At 65.3% G+C, this 17,341-nt stretch carries 14 protein-coding genes; 4 read left to right on the forward strand and 10 right to left on the reverse strand.

The genetic code is table 11. The features are described from left to right. Positions 1 to 159: 159 nt before the first annotated feature. Entirely contained in the window at positions 160 to 1,002 is an 843-nt protein-coding gene (locus OXS49_RS02275; RefSeq protein ID WP_267421405.1) for a DUF1236 domain-containing protein, read from the reverse strand. 235 nt (positions 1,003 to 1,237) lie between these two features. Between OXS49_RS02275 and OXS49_RS02280 the strand changes: the two genes are divergently transcribed. The 3 genes from OXS49_RS02280 to OXS49_RS02290 all read left to right on the forward strand — a co-directional run bounded on the left by OXS49_RS02280 (position 1,238) and on the right by OXS49_RS02290 (position 4,206). Continuing rightward, the gene (locus tag OXS49_RS02280; RefSeq protein WP_267421407.1) at positions 1,238 to 2,599 is read left to right on the forward strand and encodes an MFS family transporter; all 1,362 of its coding nucleotides are present in this window, start codon (positions 1,238 to 1,240) and stop codon (positions 2,597 to 2,599) included. Between the two features lie 89 nt (positions 2,600 to 2,688). Then, positions 2,689 to 3,870, forward strand: a complete 1,182-nt coding sequence (locus OXS49_RS02285) for an alpha/beta hydrolase (protein WP_267421408.1) — start codon at positions 2,689 to 2,691, stop codon at positions 3,868 to 3,870. A 54-nt stretch (positions 3,871 to 3,924) separates the two neighbouring features. After that, on the forward strand, positions 3,925 to 4,206 hold the full coding sequence (locus OXS49_RS02290) for a DUF2312 domain-containing protein (RefSeq protein ID WP_244003976.1): 282 nt from the start codon (positions 3,925 to 3,927) through the stop codon (positions 4,204 to 4,206). A gap of 43 nt (positions 4,207 to 4,249) precedes the next feature. On the opposite strand, the gene OXS49_RS02295 is transcribed toward OXS49_RS02290, so the two are convergent. Continuing rightward, positions 4,250 to 5,239 carry a phosphoribosylaminoimidazolesuccinocarboxamide synthase gene (locus OXS49_RS02295; RefSeq protein ID WP_267421412.1) on the reverse strand — a complete coding sequence of 330 codons (990 nt, stop codon included), beginning with the start codon at positions 5,237 to 5,239 and terminating at the stop codon, positions 4,250 to 4,252. 330 nt (positions 5,240 to 5,569) lie between these two features. Between OXS49_RS02295 and OXS49_RS02300 the strand changes: the two genes are divergently transcribed. Continuing rightward, on the forward strand, positions 5,570 to 6,322 hold the full coding sequence (locus OXS49_RS02300; RefSeq protein WP_244003972.1) for a Crp/Fnr family transcriptional regulator: 753 nt from the start codon (positions 5,570 to 5,572) through the stop codon (positions 6,320 to 6,322). A 98-nt stretch (positions 6,323 to 6,420) separates the two neighbouring features. On the opposite strand, the gene OXS49_RS02305 is transcribed toward OXS49_RS02300, so the two are convergent. From OXS49_RS02305 to OXS49_RS02340, 8 genes are all read right to left on the reverse strand, one after another. After that, positions 6,421 to 7,038 carry a PAS domain-containing protein gene (locus OXS49_RS02305; RefSeq protein WP_267421414.1) on the reverse strand — a complete coding sequence of 206 codons (618 nt, stop codon included), beginning with the start codon at positions 7,036 to 7,038 and terminating at the stop codon, positions 6,421 to 6,423. 607 nt (positions 7,039 to 7,645) lie between these two features. After that, positions 7,646 to 9,874 (reverse strand): TniQ family protein, encoded by a 2,229-nt coding sequence (locus OXS49_RS02310; protein WP_267421416.1) that lies wholly within the window; start codon positions 9,872 to 9,874, stop codon positions 7,646 to 7,648. Further along, positions 9,871 to 10,926, reverse strand: coding sequence for a TniB family NTP-binding protein (locus OXS49_RS02315; protein ID WP_267421418.1), 1,056 nt, complete (start codon positions 10,924 to 10,926; stop codon positions 9,871 to 9,873). Before OXS49_RS02315 ends, OXS49_RS02310 begins: the two co-directional genes overlap by 4 nt. Next, positions 10,926 to 13,211, reverse strand: a complete 2,286-nt coding sequence (locus OXS49_RS02320; RefSeq protein WP_267421420.1) for a Mu transposase C-terminal domain-containing protein — start codon at positions 13,209 to 13,211, stop codon at positions 10,926 to 10,928. The genes OXS49_RS02315 and OXS49_RS02320 overlap by 1 nt, the downstream gene beginning before the upstream one ends. Next, entirely contained in the window at positions 13,208 to 13,951 is a 744-nt protein-coding gene (locus OXS49_RS02325; RefSeq protein WP_267421422.1) for a hypothetical protein, read from the reverse strand. The genes OXS49_RS02320 and OXS49_RS02325 overlap by 4 nt, the downstream gene beginning before the upstream one ends. A 528-nt stretch (positions 13,952 to 14,479) precedes the next feature. Next, positions 14,480 to 14,740, reverse strand: a complete 261-nt coding sequence (locus tag OXS49_RS02330; protein ID WP_267421424.1) for a hypothetical protein — start codon at positions 14,738 to 14,740, stop codon at positions 14,480 to 14,482. Beyond that, positions 14,733 to 16,724, reverse strand: coding sequence for an AAA family ATPase (locus OXS49_RS02335; protein ID WP_267421426.1), 1,992 nt, complete (start codon positions 16,722 to 16,724; stop codon positions 14,733 to 14,735). The genes OXS49_RS02330 and OXS49_RS02335 overlap by 8 nt, the downstream gene beginning before the upstream one ends. A gap of 244 nt (positions 16,725 to 16,968) precedes the next feature. Further along, a complete protein-coding gene (locus tag OXS49_RS02340) occupies positions 16,969 to 17,181 on the reverse strand; it encodes a hypothetical protein (RefSeq protein WP_267421427.1) in 213 nt (70 codons plus the stop codon). Positions 17,182 to 17,341 lie beyond the last annotated feature (160 nt).

Raw genomic sequence — 17,341 nt, forward strand, 5'->3', positions numbered from 1 at the left:
ATTTATATTTTCAGCGGCGCCTTTCATGCGTGGATCCGGGTGTCTCCGGATCCACGCAATCGGGTCTGTACGATATTTTTCTTTCGCTTTCTTCGCAAAAGTTGGCCAAACGCGCGAGAAAATCGCCCTGCCGGGCGTGCTGCGCGATGGCAGAGCGGATCAGCCCGGGATCACATCCACGATCTCGTAGGTGTCGGGATCGATGATCACGATGTCGTCGCGCACCAGGACGAAGTCGTAGCCCTCGTATTCCGGAACCAGCTCGACGATGGCCGGCGGCAGCCGGTGCAGGGACACCGAACGCGGGATCGCCGTGCCGACGGCCAGACCGAAGGCGACATCCCGGAGCGACGAGACGCCCAGGCGGGTGATCGATGACCGGAATTCGGTGCGCTGCCGCGTGTCGAGACGGCCCACGGCGCCGCGGACCGAACCGCCATCACGGGCGCCTGCACGGCCGCCGCGCTCACCCCCGGGGCCGCGTTCGCCGGCTGGGCCGCGACCACCCTGGTTGGGCCCAGCCGCATCACGGTTGCCCCGCTCGCCACCCGGGCCGGGCTCCCGCGAACCGCGCTCACCGGGACCGCGCTCACCGGGACCGCGCTCACCTGGACCGCGCTCACCTGGACCGCGCTCACCTGGACCGGGATTCGTGCCCGGCGTGCCCCGCTCAGCCGGTCCACCGCGCTCGTTGGCACCGCCGGCGCGGCCGGGCCCTTCGGCACCGCGGCCCCCGGGTCCACCCGGCTCGGCACCACGCGGGCCACCCTCGCCGCCGGGCCCGCGCATGGCCCCGCCCTCGGCCCCGCCCCGCATGCCGCCGCCTGCACCGCCGGGACCACCGCCCGGACCCGCGCCGCCACCCGCTCCAGCTCCTGGCGCACCGCCGCCTGCACCGGGCCCGGCGCCGCCCGGCCCACCGGGTCCGCCCTGCGCGAAGGCGGTCGTCGCCCCCGCAATCACGATGGCAACCGCCACGGTGTCTCTGAGAATCCGCTTCATGGCCACGCCTCTCTCGCCTTGGGAGCGCCCTCGGCGCCCGCGCCGGGCCGCAACGGCCCCCCATGGCAAACCGTTCCGGGGTTCGACCGCGGCGGCGACGCGCGTGACAGGCGCCGGGCTCGTCCCGAGGAAAGACTCATCACGGACTTGCGATCACGGTCATCACCTGTAACGTCGCGTCGCATGAAAAAGAGGCTGGCAATCGCCGCCCCTATAAGAGTTCGAGGGAGATGCCATGTCCGCATTGCGAAACGACACGATCGGCATCGCACCGGGCACGCACGACGCTGCGGACCGGAAGCGGCGCATCTGGGCGATCGTCGGCTCGTCCTCGGGCAATCTGGTCGAATGGTACGATTTCTACTGCTACGCGTTCTTCGCGCTCTATTTCGCGCCGGCCTTCTTTCCGAAGGGTGATTCCACCACGCAGCTCCTGCAAACGGCCGGCATCTTCGCGGTGGGCTTCTTCATGCGACCGGTCGGAGGCTGGCTGTTCGGGCGCATCGCCGACCGGGTCGGGCGGCGAACCTCGATGGTCGTCTCCGTCCTGATGATGTGCTTCGGCTCGCTGTTGATCGGCATCCTGCCGACCTACGAGCATGTCGGTACCCTGGCGCCGGTGTTGCTGCTCCTCGCCCGCATGCTGCAGGGCCTGTCGGTGGGCGGCGAGTACGGCACCTCGGCGACCTACATGAGCGAGGTGGCGATCAAGGGGAAACGCGGCTTCTTCGCCTCCTTCCAGTACGTGACGCTGATCGGTGGCCAGCTGCTGGCCTCACTGGTCCTGGTGATGCTTCAGACCGTGATGACCGCGCCCGAGCTGACCGCCTGGGGCTGGCGCATCCCGTTCTTCATCGGCGCCGGGCTCGCGATCGTGGCTCTGTATCTCCGGCGCTCCCTGGCCGAGACCAAGGAAGCGGGCGACAAGGAGAATGCCGGTACCTTCGCCGAGTTGTTCAAGCATTGGCGGGCGTTCTGCGTCGTCCTGGCGTACACGGCCGGCGGCAGCCTGAGCTTCTACACGTTCACCACGTACATGCAGAAATATCTGGTCAACACCGCCGGCCTACCCAAGACGTCGGCCTCGCAGATCATGACCTGCGTTCTGTTCGTCTACATGGTGATTCAGCCGCTGTTCGGCGCGCTGTCCGACAAGATCGGCCGCAAGGCCAACATGCTGCTCTACAGCGGCCTCGGGACGCTGATGGTGGTGCCGCTGATGACGGCCTTGGGGACCAACAAGGATCCCTACCTGGCCTTCGCGCTGATCACCCTGGGGCTGTCCGTCGTGTCGTTCTACACCGGCATCAGCGGCATCGTGAAAGCCGAGCTGTTCCCCACCAACGTACGCGCGCTGGGCGTCGGCCTGTCGTACGCGCTGGCCAACGCCATGTTCGGCGGCACCGCCGAATTCGTCGCCTTGTGGTTCAAGGATGCCGGCACGGAGAGCACGTTCTTCTGGTACGTCACGGTGCTGATGGCGATTGCCTTCGTGGCCTCGCTGATCATGCCGAACCCGAAGGTCCACGGCTATCTCGACGGTGCCGGCACCGTCGAGGAGGCGCTGGGCAAGAAGCCGCGCTTCGCGCACGCCTGATGGAACTTGGCGTGGCCGCTGGACCCGGCCACGCTGTCACGCTGATATACCGCCCGCCGGGCGCGCCAGATGCCCGGCGGGAGGACGCCATGCTGAGAGAGACGGTCGCAGGGGTACTGACCCTGCTCTGCCTTGCGGTCGGATCGGCGCCGTGCGCCGCCGAACAGGGATCGGGTACCGCACCGTTCAAGCCGCAGCAGCCCAGCGGCTACTTCTTCGTCGGCGGCCGCTATGTGCGTGTAGGCGACAAGACCACGGCCCTCGGGCAGATGTTCGTGGATTATCGCGCCCCGGAGCGGATCACGCAGCCCTACCCGGTCGTCATGGTGCACGGCACCGCGCAGACCGGGACCAACTTCCTCGGCACGCCGGACGGCCGGCCAGGCTGGGCGGACCGCTTCGCCGCGAAGGGCTTTGCGGTGTATGTCGTGGATCAGGTCGGGCGTGGCCGTTCGGGCGGCGATCCGGAGACCTATGGGCCCTATGCACGCCTCCCGGCCGAGGATCTGGAAACGGTCTTTACCGGGCAGGAGCGGTTCTCGCTGTATCCGCAGGCGAAACTGCACAGCCAGTGGCCGGATGGCCCGGGCGTGCGGGGCAACGCCGCCTTCGACCAGTTCTACCTCTCCCAGGTGCCCTACATCGCCAGCGCGCTGAAGAGCGAGGAGCTGGTCGACCCGGCGCTGATCGCCCTCTTGGAGAAGATCGGCCCAGCGATCCTCCTGACGCATTCGCAGGCGGGCGTCTTCGGTTGGGCGGTCTCGGACCAGCGGCCGGACCTCGTCAAGGCGCACATCGCCGTGGAGCCCAATGGGCCGACCTTCTACGACATTCGCTTCAAGGGCGGCACCGACTGGTACGAGCGCGTCGGTGATGCGCGGGCCCGGCCCTACGGCATCACGCGGGTGCCGCTCCATTTCGAGCCGCCGGTGAGCGCTCCGACCGACATCACTGTGGTCCAGGCCGAGACCGCCACGTCGCCCGACAAGATCCGCTGCTGGCTCCAGGCCGAGCCTGTGCATACCTTACCCAACCTCGCCCGGGTGCCCGCGGTGATCGTCACCGCCGAGGCGTCGTTCCGCGCCACGATGGATGATTGCACCGCGGCGTTCCTCACGCAGGCCGGTGCCAAGCCGGACCGGCTCGTGCTCGCCGACCACGGCATCCATGGCAACGGCCACATGATGATGCTGGAAGCCAACAGCGACGCCGTGTCGGACGCGATCATCGGCTGGATCGCAGGCCACACACGGACCCCGGCCCGTCCTTAACCCGTCGCTTACCCTGCACCGGCGAGGATGCCCCGTCATCCGACGAGGGATTGCATGACCGATATGACCGATACCGTGGGCGTCGCGGGCGACCGGATCCGCTCGATCATCGAGCGCGTCGAACGGCTTGAGGAAGAGATCAAGGACCTCATGGAGGCCAAGAAGGAGGTCTTCGCCGAGGCCAAGGGCGAGGGCCTGGACGTCAAGATCCTTAAGGAGATCCTGAAGATCCGCAAGCAGGACAAGGACGAGCGCGACGAACAGGAGACGCTGCTCGACGTCTACCTGCGCGCGATGGATGCTCCTGCTCCGGCCCCGCTGGCAGCAGCGGCCTGAACCATCGCAGGAACCGGCCTGGGGCGGCGCAGCGCGCCGCCCTTCAGCGATCCGGACTCGCCGCGAGATAGAATTCGAGGTTCCGGCGCACACGGTCGAGCGGCACCTCGGCCGGATCCGGCAGCGCGAACCGCGCACCGGTGATCGTCTCATAGGCTTTGATGTAGACCGCGGCCGTTTCGAGAATGACGTCGGCGGGGATCTCGGGAATCGGATCCCGATAGGGATCGCAGCGGGCCACGACCCAGTTGCGCACGAAGTCCTTGTCGAAGCTCTCGGGCGCCGTGCCGGTCGCAAAACGCTCCGGGTAGCTCTGTGCAAACCAGTAGCGGCTGCTGTCCGGCGTGTGGATCTCGTCCGCAAGGACGATCCGGCCCTCGGGATCCGTGCCGAACTCGTACTTGGTGTCCGCCAGGATCAACCCGCGCTCAGCCGCCAGAGCCTGCCCGCGGCCGAACAATGCCAGGGCAGCCTCCGAGACGGTGCGCCATTGCCGGTCCGTCAGCAGGCCGCGGCTCAGTATCTCGGCCTCCGTCAACGGCTCGTCGTGGCCGCCGTCGAAGGCCTTCGTGGTCGGCGTGATGATGGGTGCCGGCAGGCGCTCGTTCGGACGCATCCCGTCGGGGAAGCGATGGCCGTACATCGCCCGCTCGCCCGCCCTGTATCGGGTCAGCACGGAGGTCGAAGTCGTACCCGCGAGATAGCCGCGGACCACCACCTCCACCGGCAGAATCTCCAGGCGCTGCCCGACGACGACGTTCGGATCCGGATATGCCAGGACGTGGTTCGGGCAGAGATCGCCCGTCCGTTCGAACCAGAAGCGGGCGGTCTGCGTCAGAACCTGCCCCTTGAACGGGATCGCGGCGAGCGCCCGATCGAAGGCGCTGATCCGGTCGGTGGTGATCAGGATGCGGCGGCCGTCCGCCAGATCGTAATTCTCCCTGACCTTGCCGCGGTAATGGTTCGGCAGTCCGGGCAGCGTCGCCTCGGCCAGGACCTGATGCGCGTGCGGGGCGAGATCGGTCGTGTTCATCCGAGCGTTCCGTCAAGCTGGGCGGCGAATACGCCGCGCCACCTGTGTGCGCGGACGGGTCGGAGATTTCCAGCCCCGTCAACAACCCGCGCGCCTCACAACCCTGGCGAATGCACCAGCGCGGCTGCCCAGATACGATCCGAACACGCGTGATCGTGCCGAAATCCGAGATTCTGTCTCTGCTCGCTCGATCGCTTTCGAGTTATACGGATCGATACCGATTCTCGTGCCTCGCACCAGTCGGTCGATGTTGCCGAAGCAGCAGACTAACCCGTGTCCACCCGGTACAGGCTTCCCATGCCGGATCTGCCTGTGGCCGAATGAGGTAAGATGAGCGGAACAAGCCAACACGCGGATCGGCATCCGTTGCTGCGCAAGCTCGAAGGCATCGCGCTGTTCGAGCTCTCATCCGAGGAGCGTGCCGCAATCGAAGCCATGCCGATGCAGCCTGCGCTGATCGATGCCTATCAGGACATCGTGCGCGAGGGGGACCGCCCCGGCCGGAGCTTCGCCATCTTATCGGGCATCGCGAGCACCTATAAATCGACCCGGGCCGGCAAACGGCAGGTCATGAGCTACCACGTTGCCGGCGACGTGCCGGATTTTCAGAGCCTCCATCTCCAGACCCTCGATATCAGCATCGCGACGGTCACCCCCTGCCGCATCGGGTTCGTCCAGCACGATGCGGTGCGCGCCCTGCTGCGCGCCCAGCCGCGGCTCGGCGAGGTCTTCTGGCGGGCAACGCTCATCGACGCGGCGATCGTGCGGGAATGGACGCTCAACACCGGCCGGCGGGACGCCTACGCCCGGATGGCCCATCTGTTCTGCGAATTGATCACGCGCCTCGGCACAGTCGGTCTCGCACCGGACTTCAGTTGTGATCTGCCCATGACGCAGCCGGAGCTGGCCGATGCCCTCGGGATCACGCCGGTTCACGTCAATCGCACGATCCGGGATCTGAAGGCCGCAGGATTGATCTCGCTGCGCAGCCGTCACCTGGTCGTGCACGACTGGAATGGCCTGGTCGCCGCAGCCGAGTTCGACCCGACCTACCTCCATCTGCGGGAACAGGACCAGCGCTAGAGCGGTGCCCGATCGCGTTGCAATCGAGCGCAGCTCTAAGCCTTTGATTTAACGCACTCTCTTTCGCCGAACCGGTGTCCACTTCGGCGGAGTGCGCTCTAATTCAAGCGCTTACGCTCGTCATCGGCTTCCTGCGTCGCGAGCCTGCGGCCGATCTCGAACAGAAGCGCTTCGGCGCGCGCCGTCAGGCCCGGGTCGTTCAAGGGACCGATGGCCTGGAAAGCCGCGATCGCCGCAGTCGCGGCACGGTCCAGCGATGTTCCGGACGGGTCTTCGGCCAACGGCGGGGCTGGGGTCCGGTCTTCATCCCGCGCCTGCAGGTCGCTGATGTCGACGATGATCCCGTGGCCCGACAGCGGGCGACCGCAGTGATCGTAGGCGAAGCGGCCGCGCGACAGGACCAGACGCAGGCCCCCACCAGTCGCTCGAACGCGGTACTCGAGGGCCATGCGCCCGTCCTCGCGCGCCTCCGCGCGGAAGCTGGCCAAGACACGTGACTGATCCGGGGGGTGGATATGTGCCGCGAAAACCGAGAGTGGCACGCCGGCTTCGGCTTCCTCGGGGTCGATCTCGAACAGCAGCGCGACGAACGTATCAGCCCATACGCGATCGCGCTCGGCGTCCCACGTCCAGAACCCAAGCGCATCCGGTCCACCCAAAACCAGTTTGGATCTTTCCCGCGGCCTCCGGCCACCGAGAAGCTTGAGTTTTGGCATCGCGCAGTCAACGTCTCGTCTTCAGCCTAACCGATGTTAGATTGATTTCCGATAACATCAAGTCGCCGACCAGACTGAATGAGCGCCATTGTCGATAAACGATGATATCCCAGCCACCTGGAACAAATCTCATGCAAAGCGGAGCAGTCGTGCGGCGGCCGTAATCAAATCGCGCGCGTCCGGGTGACAGATCACAACACGATCTGACGCGAAAAAAAATGAAGATGGCTGGCAGGTCGGACACGTCAGGACAATTCGACCACCGCCCGACGTGATCCACGGACCAACGCACTCGTCGCGGAGGCAAATCTATCTCGAATATTAAGCTCGGGAAGCGTCACTCCCGAACCTATCAGGAGGATGTAGGCCGACAAGCTAGTTGGAACAGTACGACACCATTTCCGCTCTGTGAAAGGTCAGGCTGCCGCCAGCCTCTTTGGTACAAAGCGACAACCTGTTTGGAACAAACAAACGGGCGCCGTCACCCCATTTGGAACAAAATGTCCCCGTCCTACCGAAGGGATCGCCTGCGAAAGGCGTCGACTGATCGGCTTGCCATGGCGGGCATCGCCAATCGGGCACCCTTCGGTCGGGGTCGCGGCCCGTCTCAGGCCGCTCGGGACGCGGACTTCCCGTAAGAGCGAGCAAGATAGGCGTTCGTTTCTATCCACTCGAACCAATTCAGCCAGGCTCCCTTGTCGCCGAGGACGAAGCCAGAACGCTCGGCGCAAAACGGCTTCCCGTCGTCCGTCATGGCCCTGCCGGTTTCGAGCCTAAGAACGACGTACCCATCCACCTCGAAACCGATAAGGATGGCGGTCCGGCGATCACCACTCCTGATGCGACCGGCGTGCCCTTGGGCGATGCGGACTGGACGGAAGATCGACCTCTTCGATGCCAGATGCCGACCGAACCCGTCCCAGAACGAGGTCCAATCGGAGATGGGCTCCGCCATGGGGTCCGTATCCGACCGGAGCGCCCGTAGGACGTCGGAGCGCAGCACAATGGCCATGAGGTCGTTGTTACCGGGTGCCTTCAAGAGGATACGGACACCAAGCCCTCGAAGCCTGTTGACCGCGGCGGTCCGCCCGCACCCGAGCACATCGGCGTAGGAGACGGCCGGGGCATACTTGGCCGCGAACGTGCGCAGGGACTCCTCGTCGACGAGTGCCCGAGCCGTTCCGCTTTCCTCCGCTCCCAACGTCTGCAACAGCCCGTCCCGAAGAAGCGCCGCGACCGTGGCCATGTTGATGCCGAGCTTCGATGCGGCATCGCACTTGGTCATCCCGCGTCGTGACCGCAGGCTGCGAAAGCGCCCTCCGACCTTAGGGGCCGGCGGCTTCAACACATCGCGGTCCCCGGCGTGGGGGCGGGCGAATACGAGGGACGCCAACCCGACCGATCCCGCGGCGATCCCCAAAGGCGTCAAACGACCGGCGGCGCACAGACCGATCACCTCGGGTCTCCGGAGCCCGAACACTTCGGCGAAAGCCGTCAGGTCGACATGACGCTCGTCCTCGGTCGAAACCACACCTAGCCCAGGGTCGGGCAGCAAGGCCTCGACCTCATGGCGAAGATACATGTCGTCCTTGGGCGTCGGGCCACCCAATCGGCACAAGCGCCTGAGCAATCCCATTCTTACGAGGGCGTCGAACTCGGTGACCCTCAAGCCAAGGACTCCCGCAGCCTCCTCTCGCTTCATACTGGTGGACAGGCTCTCACGGATCAGCGGAACGACCGAGGCATCATACATCACGAAGCGTTCGCTCCCGCCCGAAGGCAGCATGCCGAGGCGCAGCGCGAGTGGATCGACGGCCCGGCGCAGGATGTTGAGGCTACGTGCAACCTCGTCCCGGTGCAGGAAGGCAACCTCTTCGTTCACGCCATGAAGCGACATCGCCGAGCGCGCGAAAGTCCCCCGGCGCTTCGCAACCGTGCCCGCTGCGACACGAACGGCGTCCATCAGCATCGGTCGGCGCCACGTGCAGAAGGTCGCGTTGTAGAGCCAGCCGAAGGCCTGATGCATGCCCCATGCACACCGGTCGGCCCCGACCTGTCCCTCGCCCTGGTTCGCGATGTCATCGAACAATCGCTCCAACGCCTCCACGCCTTCGCAGAGGATCGCGAAGCCTGCCGCGACGACCTTGGCACGCTCGAAGCCAGGCGTACCCGTGCGGGGGGCCGCGACACGCCATCCGCCGATTGCTGCGCGGCCAAGCAGGTCAATCGTATCGATGACCGTTGGAACGGAAACGTCGGTCAGGATCGGCACCTGCAGCGGCTCCTCCACGCCCAGGCGACCCAGCAGCCACAGTTCAAAACTCGGGCGAGGTCGGGCGAGGCGGGGCATCGGCAACGCCACCTGCGTACCATCCGGGGCATGGTCGAGGTGGGGGTACCACCACGCCAAGGGCCCCCCTGGGCCGCCGACGAGTCCACATCCGTGATAGGGGCATACGGTGAAGGAGACGAGGCTGTGGAAGGTGCGGTGGTGCGCGCTTTCCGCCAGGCACCCGGGGCAGACCCGTGGGGCCTCGGACCAATGCCTCCGCCGCACGTCGACGCCCATGATCCGCACCGCTCGCTTGTGAACGACGGGCGTCGCGTGGATCAGGCGGTCCATACCCTCAAGGCCGATCTCCGAGACCGCATCGAGGCAATCCGCTGGTGCGAGGGTGCGACCATCGAAGCCCATCTCGTCGGCGAACACCCAGGCGCTGGTCTGTCCGTTGCGCCCAGCGATGCGTGAGAAGAAAGCCGTGGCCGGTTCATGCTCGCCCGGCTCGAACCAGCGTCGGATCATTGAATGGCGAAGGCGCCTTGGTTGGTCGATCACTTGACCTTCCTCGGCCGCTTCTTGTCGAACATGTCCTTACGGACAGGAGCAGGCTTGGGGTCCGCCCGCCCGGCGCTCTCGTCGGGATCGGCATCCAACCTCTCGATGTCGAGCTTGCCCTTGAACGGGACGAAGGTCTCGCCCGGAGCCATCCGCAACTTCGCGGCGTAGACGAGATGCTCACGTTCGATGCGGTCCGCGCCCTCGTTCATGGCCTCGTAGGCCGCCTCCCTGACGTAGTTCATCATCCGGCCGATCAGCCCGCCGGAAATGGCATAGAAATGTGCCGCGACATCCTCGTCGCCGAGCCCGGCCTTCTCACGGAAGGGCAACCTGTTGTCGATCTCGTCCAGCAGGAAACGGATCTGGATACGCTCTGACTGGACGCGCCAGCGGTAAGGCTTGATGAAGACGTGCGGGAGACTGCCGCGTCCTTCGACTTGGTTGAACCCGCTGATGATCCGGTGAAGAGCAACACGGCCCGAGCACAGAACATTACACGTGCGGCTGTCGAGAATGCCCTTGATGAAGCCTAGGATCAGCCGATTGTTGGCTGACTTAGGGTTGCTTAGCGCATTGTCGATGTCATCCAGGATGACGAGTTCGACGTGATGATCTTCCAACTCCGCGATATCGTTTCTCATCAGCGTTGCGGTCTTGATCTTCGGTACCGATGAGTATCCCAGAGCCAGGTGGAACTCTGAGGCGACGTCATGCGCCGTCATGTCGTTCAAGACCTCGACGTAGACGACCGGACGCGTAAAGCCTCCGTTGATGCGTTCGGAGGTGAACCTGTTCCTGTAGTCCTGTAGAACGAAGCTCTTTCCTGCTCGCGTGTCGCCGAGCAGCGCGCCGACCCATCCGCGACCGTGCCTTCCCCCGTCAACGGGCCGGTGGAACTTAGAAACGAACCCGGACGCCGACTTGAAGCTTGGATAGCGAACGAGGACGGTCTCGATCAGATCCTGGCGCTCAATCGGCGGAAGCGCCGAGACCCTCTCCCTCTCTTCGGGGGACAGCGACTTGTCATTGAAGCTCGCGATGTCCGCCATCAGACTTCCTTCCAATCAGGGTGCTGTGCCCTAAGAGCGTCGAGATCGGTCGCCTTCGACGATGTCCTTCGCTCAGGTTCCGCCTGTTCCTCGACCTTCGGGCGCCTCGGAACCTCAGCCGGCGATTGCTCCGGCTCGGCCTTGACCTGTCGCACGCGTTCGGGGTCCGGTTGCTCACGGCGGGTAAGGTTCGGAGCGCGTCGCGCCCGGAATTCAGGGGTCGGGACGTAGGCGGGCTGCTCGATGTCCAACGGGACCGAGCTCGCCTCCTCGCTGTCGTTCTCCGTCGCAATCCGACTCCGGATGCGCTTGGCCTTTTGACTGCCGAGGAACCTCGCCAGCTTCCGTTCGATGCCCTGGATATCCCGCTGCTTCCGCAGCTCCTGGATCGTTGCGAGCATGCGCCCCCGTGTCCGCAGCAGGCCGTCGATGTCCACGAAGTTCGCGACGGTGCGCAGATGGTCCGCTACGATCACCCGGTGCTGGTGCAGCGTGAGGCCTGCCGCGTAATCCAGGCGGGCGGACGGGACCTCGATCCGAACCTTCAGGTAGGGATCGAACAGCCAGATTCGCCCCAGGTCCTGCGGATCGCGGGTGACCCGGTACTTGGTGCCGGGATGCCTTCCCTTGCCGGGCTTGTGATCGGGGTGCGTACGGATCGGGATCAGATCGTCGGACTGATAGAGGATGTAGTCCCACTCGATCCCGTAGTCCTGGACGGTGCGATTTTCGATATCTCCCGCGAGGGCGGCGAAGGTGTCGGGATGCGGGAGGTTCCGGATCTTGACCTTGCCGATCCCGTTCCTCCAGAGGCGGATCGGGACGTCGGGCAGCTTGCGAAGCGGCCCAAGGCCTCGGTGGGCGGACCAATGGTAGTCGTCGCAGATGTAGGTGACGAGGAACGCCTCGAACTCCCGCAGCGTCAGCACGGGGGCCTCTGACGCCTCCTCATGTTCCTTGCGTTCGACGATGTTGGAGAGGGTCGTTCCCGGGACGGCATGGGCAACCTTCCTGTTCAGGATGCCCATCAATCGTTCCACCGCCCCCTTCATCGTGGGCTCACCCGGCCGCATTTCCACGACTTCGAACATCAGCTCGTTCGACGCGTGGCCGATGTTCGCGCCAATGAAATGCATGGCGTTATCGACACGCATGCGCTTCCAGCGCCCGCGACACGGCCAACCGGTCTTCACGCTGGGAAAGGCCGAGAGGTCCTTCTCGTACATCGCGTGCCGCACGGCCTCGATGAACGAGGCGAAGCTGGGGGCTTCCCAGCCGATGCCGATGCCCAGGATCATTCCAGTTGCCAGGCAACGAATGGCTACGACGTCGGGCCTGCCGAAAACGAGATTGGACTCATCGTCGATCAGGCGGACATCGAACGTCGTGTGATCGACTTCGACCTCTTCGCACGGCAGGTCGGGCCTCGACCTTTCGTAGTACGCGGCATTGTCGCGAGCGGACTTGCCGGCACCCTTCCCGAGGTAGTCCCTGATGTACTTGTTCACGCTGGCGCGTGCCCGTTCCATGGTTCGGATATTCGGGAGGTCGACCTGCCGCTCAGGGTAGGTTTCGTCCGCCCAAATCCGCAGCCGAGCGAGCGCATCGCCTGCGGTTCCCTTGGGGTCGCACAGGGATTGGTAGGTGCAGGATCGGATGGCCTGGATCATCTCGGGGGGCCAGGGCGGTAGGCTGTTGACCTCGCGTCGCTTCTTGGTCAGCGCGGCCTTTCCGTAGACGTCCCCTCTGTCAAACCACTTCTGGACCTGACGCATGACGGTCGAAGTGCTCGGGGGCGCCTCCGCACGCTTCCGCGCCACCTCCTCGACGATGAGCAACAGCTTCGGCCTGGACTTCTTGTAACCGCCAGGCATGGCCACGCAGGCCACCACGTAGTCGAAGTGACAGTCGGCGTAGCGGGTCTCCTCGTCCGTCAGGCCGAGGTTCGTCGGCAGTTCGCCGCGCGGCTTGTCGGCGTCGGCGTTGATGAGTTCAATGCTCCACCGCCCCTCCCTCTGAAGCAAGCCGATCTGACGGTCGGTGAGAAAGACCTGAGCGCCGCTCGGGATCTCCGAAAAGCGAAGGGTGCGCGGGCCGGCGGGCCTGTCATCAGCGGCCTTCCTGCCGGGGATGGGACGCTCGAACTCGGCGCGGCGGAAGGTGGCCTCGTCGGGGCGGCCAATCGCGACGATGTCGCCAGGGCGAAGGTCCCACTTCGGGCCATCGTCCGGGGATTGATCGGCCAGGCCGAGGATGTCGATCCCTTGATGAGCGGCGGGCATCATGCGAACGGCCCCACGTCGATGACGGTGAGGTCGTCGAACGGCTTTGCCATACCCATCGTCACCTCGCCGGAGATCGCGAGCTCGACGAGGGCGGAAAAGGCCGAGTCGCTGATTCCATCGGACCGAAGGCCGGAATCTGAGCGGATGGCGCCGATGGTGCTTGGAAGGCCGATCCGCCCGATAGCACCGCGGACCGCCGCAATGGCGGCAGCGTCCTTCTGCGGGGGGCGATGCATGAGCATGATGGCGACGTTCGAGCGGCGCGGCTCGATTGCGAAATGCTCCTCGGTCAGCACCGTGAAAGCCGCCCCATGATCGATGAGGTAGGCCTCACGGATCACGGGCTCGACCTCCGACCATTCGGGAAGGCCACGGAGGTATCGCGACTTGAAGTCGACGATCACGACGTTGCCTTCGATGGTCAGCACCGCGAGGTCGGGGACGTAGGTGGCGACGCGCGTCGACCCGTCGGGCTTGGTCACGTGGTAAGTCAGGCGGTGGGGCTGCGGGGCGATCCTGACGTACCGCGGGTTGATCTCGATGTGCGCGAGCCCGTCCATCTCCATGACGGCCTCGGTACGGATCGGCTGGCGCGCGAACGTCTTCACCGTGGCGAAGTTGCCCGGACGGCTGATCCGGCGGCTCTTGGGCCGGATGCGGCGGACCGGCTTGAGACCGGGCTTCAGGCCCAGAGCCTCACGGTCGACACTGGAACGCTGGCGGTTTGGCTCGTAGTTCATGGTCCTCGCCCTGGTGGGGCGCGGGCAGGCCGAGCGACATCGAGCCGTGCGGGGTTGCCGCCGGTCGCGATCTATGTACGATCGTCGCGTGGCCCGCCTCGCAGCGGGTTGCGGTAATCCGCCTTCGCGGCGGGTTGCGTCGGCCTGCCTCGCGGCAGGTTTTGGCGGCCCTCCTCGCGAAGGGCCGCGGTTGTCCGCCGTGAGGCGGGTGGCATCGATGGTCCGCAGGCTTTTCCGGGCGCAGCGGACCATCGACGGATTAGCGGGCGCCTCGGGGTTCTCCCCTTGGCGCCCGATCTCGTCTATCGGCCTCTCCATCATCTCCGGGCCGGCAGGGCCAGGATCGTCGATCCGAACCGGCATGCGATGGGCGTGGCCGGCAGGATCGACGATGGAGTATTGCGCGGTTTGGCCGGGGAGTCACCCCCCCAAATCACTAAGCCATTGATCCCGTTTGCGTTTTTCAAGGATTAGATAGCCAATCCTTGAATCTGTCCTTGGGGTATTACTTCCGCCTGTGCGTGAACGTCATGGCGTTTTGGCTGCTGTCTCGTTGAGGATCTGCCGGTTCTGGAAAGGGAAGTTGATCACCTTTCCGGAGTGATCCGGCCGGGGGACGGCCTGCCTCCGCCGGGCCTGGCCCTCGGCCTTGCGCATCGCCGCGACACCCATCGAGATCATGATCTCTCCGGCGAGATGGTCGAACTCGTCATCGTCGAGAATTAGACGGGTCCGAAGAAGCCTGCGGAGGATCTCCGCCACGAGCTCGGTGTGATCGACCTCACCCATGATGGCCTCCGAGGGTTACGATGGGGGACGGCGCCGGCCGGTACTTCGCGATCACGGCGCGCATCTGGTCGCCCGACATGATGCGAGCGACCACCAGCCTTTGGGCCAAGGCGTCGATCAGGTCCCTGTTTTCGTGGACGAACTCCTTGGCGCGAAGGTACAAAACATTCAGGTCAGACTCGACGCGACGGCGCATTTCGGGGTCGTGGCGAAGGCATTCCCTGGCCTCCGCATCCGAGGCTCGGTGCAGGAGTGATCCTCCAAGGCCCATGCTCAAATGCATGGAGGCGAGCATGCTGGTAGCTAGGCCGAGGTCGCTGGCGTAGGCGCCGCCAGAGCCACTGTTAGCCTCGCCGAACTCCTCGTCCGTGGCCCTTCCGGCAAGGACGGTGGTGACGTAGGCCTCGATGGACGTCTTCGTCAGGATCGTGGCCCGGGGCATGGACGTCCTGGTGAGGCCCCCAAGCCCGTGGGACATGACATTGCTGAGGCTGACGACTGCGCCAGGACCGAGCAGGGTCACGGCAAGGCCGTGCCCGCATTCGTGGCGGGCGCAGGAAAGCGCCTCCTCGGGTGACCTCGGGTCGGGCGGTGCGATCTCGCGGACGAGGTCGTCGAGCCGCATCGGACGGCCGGCGTCCCGAGCCCTGCGTCGGGCTCCCGCGACCCAGGTGGTGGCCTCGGCCCCGGTGGCGCCCACGCCAATGCTTGCCGGCACCGACAGGTCGGCCCCGTCGAGGACGTCCGGCCCCAGATGCTGCCTGATGATGCCGGCCAGGCCGTCGACATCGGGCTTCTCGACGGTGATGACGCGTCCGAGCCGGCCAGGTCGTAGCAGGGCCGGGTCGATCAGGTCAGGATAATTGCTGGCCCCGATCAGGATGATCTTATCGGTATTCCCAGAGATCGCGTTCTCGAACGTCGTGAGACAATGATTGATCAAAGGAACCCAATAGTCTCTATTGCGTGATCCCAGCGAAGCTCTAGACGGAATTCCATCCATCTCATCTACAAAGATCAAAACTGGTGCCATTTGTGCCGCCATCGTGAAGACCCTATTGATCTCCTTGATGACCTCGTTCAAGTATCCATTTGTCTGCGAGAACCACAGCGCAACGGATGTGCTGATTAGCGGGATTTCGAGTGTCTTGGCGATGCTTCTTACAAGCGTGGTCTTGCCCGTTCCGGGTTCACCTGCGAGCAGGACTGATCTTTCGAGGGAGCTCCAGTCGGTTCGACCGGCCTTCCATTCCGAAAATTCGTAGGCGAGCCTCTGGGCGTACTCTCCTGCTGCCCCGTATCCGTGGATCTCGGACAGCACCGGCACGTCCGCGAGGTTCGGATCGATGGCGGCGTTGGCCCTGGAGGCGGCCACGAGGCGCCGGACGCAGCTTGAGGCCAGCGTCCCCTTGCGGATGGAGGCGGCGATCACGTCAAACGCGAGCCCGCGCGCGATGTCGGGCGGCATGCGCCTGGCCTTGTGACCGGTCAGGGTCAGGATCGTCTTGCGGATCACGTCGTTGGACGGCGTGCCGATCCTGATGCGCACGTCCGCGGCTGCGATCAGCGCCGAGGGCAGGTACTGCCCCGGTGACTGGGAAACCCCGAGGACGCGCCCCCCGTTGCCGAGGAAATCGGCGACTTCCATGTTGCCCACGCTCGGATTTTCGGACGACTTTGACGAGCCGCCTCGACAGAAAATGTGATGCCAGGAAATCAGCTTCTCGGCCGCCATCCGCACTGCGGGGATCCAGTCGGGCGACGGGACCTCGATGATCACGCCGGCCCCGCCGAAGCGCAGCATCCTGACGTGCTGGCTGGTCGTCATCGCCTCGTCCAGGGCGTGCTTGGCCAGGGTGAAGCGGGAGGAGCGGATCTCGGCCTCCATCTGGTCGATGGGCGCCCGGGTGTCGTTGTGAGCGTTGAGGAAATCGTCGAGGCTCTCGGCCGAGGGCTTCAGCGTCTTTGGGGCAAGCCTCGCCATGAGGCCCGCCTTCGCCTTCGGGGCGGGCTTGCCCTTGGTGGCGGTGGCCTTGGTGGCGGACTTGGTGGGGGGCTTTGGGAATGTCGTCATGGCTCTGCCTCCGTCGCGAGGCAGCCGGGCTCAATCGAGCGCGCCGGTCAGGCCTCGTGGGGGGTGTCGGGAAGGGGTGCGCGGGATGGTTTTCGCGGTTTCATCGGGAGTCTCCGGATTGGGTCCGTCGTGGTGGGGATGGTTTTCCCGGTCGTCAGCGCGACGGCTTGCCGGCCGCAATCATGCGGTGATCCAGCGTCGCGAGGACGGCCTGCAGGGCGCCGGCGAGGCCATCCTCGTGGCGTGCGCCGACTTCGAATAGCCGTCGGACCACCCTGCCGAGCAGGGCGTCGATGCAGGCCGCGCGCGGGGGCGGGTCCTCGAACGAGGGGTAAGGCTGGATGGGTCTTGTCGAAGGATCGGTCATGACGGTCGCCTCGGGACGGAGGCGAGCGGGCGCAGGTGCGCCGGTCAGGCCTCGTCGACGGAGAAGGAAAGCGGGTGGCTGCCCATGGAGGGCACGCACGTCACGGCTATGAGGAGGCAGTCGTTGAACATGTGACAGTCTCCTCTGGCTGGCTCATCGA

The sequence above is a fragment of the Methylobacterium sp. GC_Met_2 genome (assembly GCF_026540795.1).
In the GTDB taxonomy this organism is placed as follows: Bacteria; Pseudomonadota; Alphaproteobacteria; order Rhizobiales; family Beijerinckiaceae; genus Methylobacterium.

What these genes read in the sequence shown, in the direction of transcription:
- OXS49_RS02275 (WP_267421405.1), bottom strand. Translation starts at nt 1,002, where the DNA reads ATGAAGCGGATTCTCAGAGACACCGTGGCGGTTGCCATCGTGATTGCG.
- OXS49_RS02280 (WP_267421407.1), top strand. Translation starts at nt 1,238, where the DNA reads ATGTCCGCATTGCGAAACGACACGATCGGCATCGCACCGGGCACGCAC.
- OXS49_RS02285 (WP_267421408.1), top strand. Translation starts at nt 2,689, where the DNA reads ATGCTGAGAGAGACGGTCGCAGGGGTACTGACCCTGCTCTGCCTTGCG.
- OXS49_RS02290 (WP_244003976.1), top strand. Translation starts at nt 3,925, where the DNA reads ATGACCGATATGACCGATACCGTGGGCGTCGCGGGCGACCGGATCCGC.
- OXS49_RS02295 (WP_267421412.1), bottom strand. Translation starts at nt 5,239, where the DNA reads ATGAACACGACCGATCTCGCCCCGCACGCGCATCAGGTCCTGGCCGAG.
- OXS49_RS02300 (WP_244003972.1), top strand. Translation starts at nt 5,570, where the DNA reads ATGAGCGGAACAAGCCAACACGCGGATCGGCATCCGTTGCTGCGCAAG.
- OXS49_RS02305 (WP_267421414.1), bottom strand. Translation starts at nt 7,038, where the DNA reads ATGCCAAAACTCAAGCTTCTCGGTGGCCGGAGGCCGCGGGAAAGATCC.
- OXS49_RS02315 (WP_267421418.1), bottom strand. Translation starts at nt 10,926, where the DNA reads ATGGCGGACATCGCGAGCTTCAATGACAAGTCGCTGTCCCCCGAAGAG.
- OXS49_RS02320 (WP_267421420.1), bottom strand. Translation starts at nt 13,211, where the DNA reads ATGATGCCCGCCGCTCATCAAGGGATCGACATCCTCGGCCTGGCCGAT.
- OXS49_RS02325 (WP_267421422.1), bottom strand. Translation starts at nt 13,951, where the DNA reads ATGAACTACGAGCCAAACCGCCAGCGTTCCAGTGTCGACCGTGAGGCT.
- OXS49_RS02330 (WP_267421424.1), bottom strand. Translation starts at nt 14,740, where the DNA reads ATGGGTGAGGTCGATCACACCGAGCTCGTGGCGGAGATCCTCCGCAGG.
- OXS49_RS02335 (WP_267421426.1), bottom strand. Translation starts at nt 16,724, where the DNA reads ATGGCGAGGCTTGCCCCAAAGACGCTGAAGCCCTCGGCCGAGAGCCTC.
- OXS49_RS02340 (WP_267421427.1), bottom strand. Translation starts at nt 17,181, where the DNA reads ATGACCGATCCTTCGACAAGACCCATCCAGCCTTACCCCTCGTTCGAG.